The organism is Micromonospora sp. LZ34 (assembly GCF_052981855.1).
In genome coordinates this window covers 1-1,628 of record NZ_JBRIQN010000139.1, presented here as the reverse complement: position 1 = coordinate 1,628, position 1,628 = coordinate 1, and the positions used below count along the sequence as shown (strand labels likewise).

Here is a 1,628-nt window from a genome sequence, read left to right as displayed (position 1 = left end):
GTACGGATCATGGCCTCGTCCACGGAAGCAGATCATGCCCGAGCTAAACGATCATCCAAATGAGACGCGCCCTAAGTACGACACCGCCGGTGACATCACCGTCGAGATCGACTACCACGAACCCGAGCAGGAAGGCGCAGAGCGTTACCTGCAGCGCACCATCACGCTGAGCGAAGAACCTGACCCCGACGACTTGAAGGTGATGCATGACATTGCCGAGAAGTCCCCGGTGACCCTGCTGATTCAGTTCGCATGGAGCGTGAGGACCGAGTTCGTCGGGCCGCGCTGAAATCAGGCCGCTTGCCGCTCGGCGATCATGGCCGAGCAGCAAGCGGTTGTCGTTCCGCCCCAGGCGGCGACAGTGTTTTCGTCGACCGCGACAGCTAGAACGCGATGCGACGCCTTGCATGCAGCGCGGGTCCTGGTCCTGCCGGATGGCCGGGACTCGTGCCGGCAGCTCAGAACAGAGTCGGTTCGGTTGGCTCGATGGACATTCCGAGCTCGACGTTGATGCGCGGAACTGCGACAGCGAGCTGATCCAGGTCGCGACCTCGCCGCGCTGGTCCTGCTGGCCGGCGCGCTCGGCGACCGCTACGGCCGCAGGCGAATCTTCCTCGTGGGTATCGCCGGGTTCACCATCGCGTCGATCATGTGCGCGGTCGCCCAGCGGAGTCGACCCGGTGGTGGCCGGACTGGCCATCGGGCTGACCGCGTTCGCCTACTCTCCCGGCCGAGCTGAGCTCGAGCAGGTCAGCGGGCTGTTCCGGTCGTTCCGTGAGCAGCCGACGCCCAGGCTCGCGCGTACGGCTTCGATCGGCCTCGCGAATACGCTATCGCCCAACGACCGCCTTCAGCGCATCTACCACCCTTGGTCCAGCTACGTCATCGTGCCGCTGTTCGGCCTGGCCAACGCTGGCATCAGCATCGACGGTCCGTTCCTGGCCCAGGCGTTCGCGTCGCCTGTCACCTGGGGCGTGCTGCTCGGGTATGTCGTCGGCAAGCCGCTCGCCGTGATCGGCACCTCGGCCGGGCTCACCTGGATCTCACACGGCCGCATCCGTCCGGCCGTGGGCTGGGCGGGCGTGCTCGGCAGCGGCACGATCGCCGGCGTCAGCCTCACGGTGTCGCTGCTGATCGCCAGCCTGGCCCTCACCGGCGACCAACTTGCCGAGGCCAAAGTCGGGGTGCTCAGCGCCGCGATCGTATCCTCAGCGCTGACCTGGACCGCGTTCCGCGTCACCAACATGCTGCCCAAGGACAAGCGCACCCGGGCGCTCTTCGGCGACATGACGGAGCTGATCGACCTCATCCCAGAGGTCGACGAGAAGCACGACGACGTCCGCGGCCCAGCCGGTGCGTCGGTAACGCTGGTGCAGTACGGCGACTTCCAGTGCCCGTACTGCGGAAAGGCCGAGCCAGTCGTCCGGGAGTTGCTGGGCCACGCCGACCTGCGTTTCGTGTGGCGTCACCTGCCTCTGTCAGACGTGCACCCGCAAGCCCGGCTAGTGCGGTGGCCACTAACGTTCGCCGGGTTGGGCCGGGTTGGGAAAGTGTCGTAGGGGTGGTGTTGGCTGTGGTTTGTGCCTCGCCGTCGGGACCCTGCCGCACTACGGGTTGTGCATCGCACG

At 66.5% G+C, this 1,628-nt stretch carries 1 protein-coding gene and 1 pseudogene; both read left to right on the top strand.

The genetic code is table 11. The features are described from left to right. A pseudogene (locus ACVCAH_RS37810) lies at positions 1-289 on the top strand (hypothetical protein); the annotation flags it as partial. 391 nt (positions 290-680) lie between these two features. Continuing rightward, a complete protein-coding gene (locus ACVCAH_RS37805; protein WP_447140998.1) occupies positions 681-1,559 on the top strand; it encodes a Na+/H+ antiporter NhaA in 879 nt (292 codons plus the stop codon). Positions 1,560-1,628: the final 69 nt, after the last annotated feature.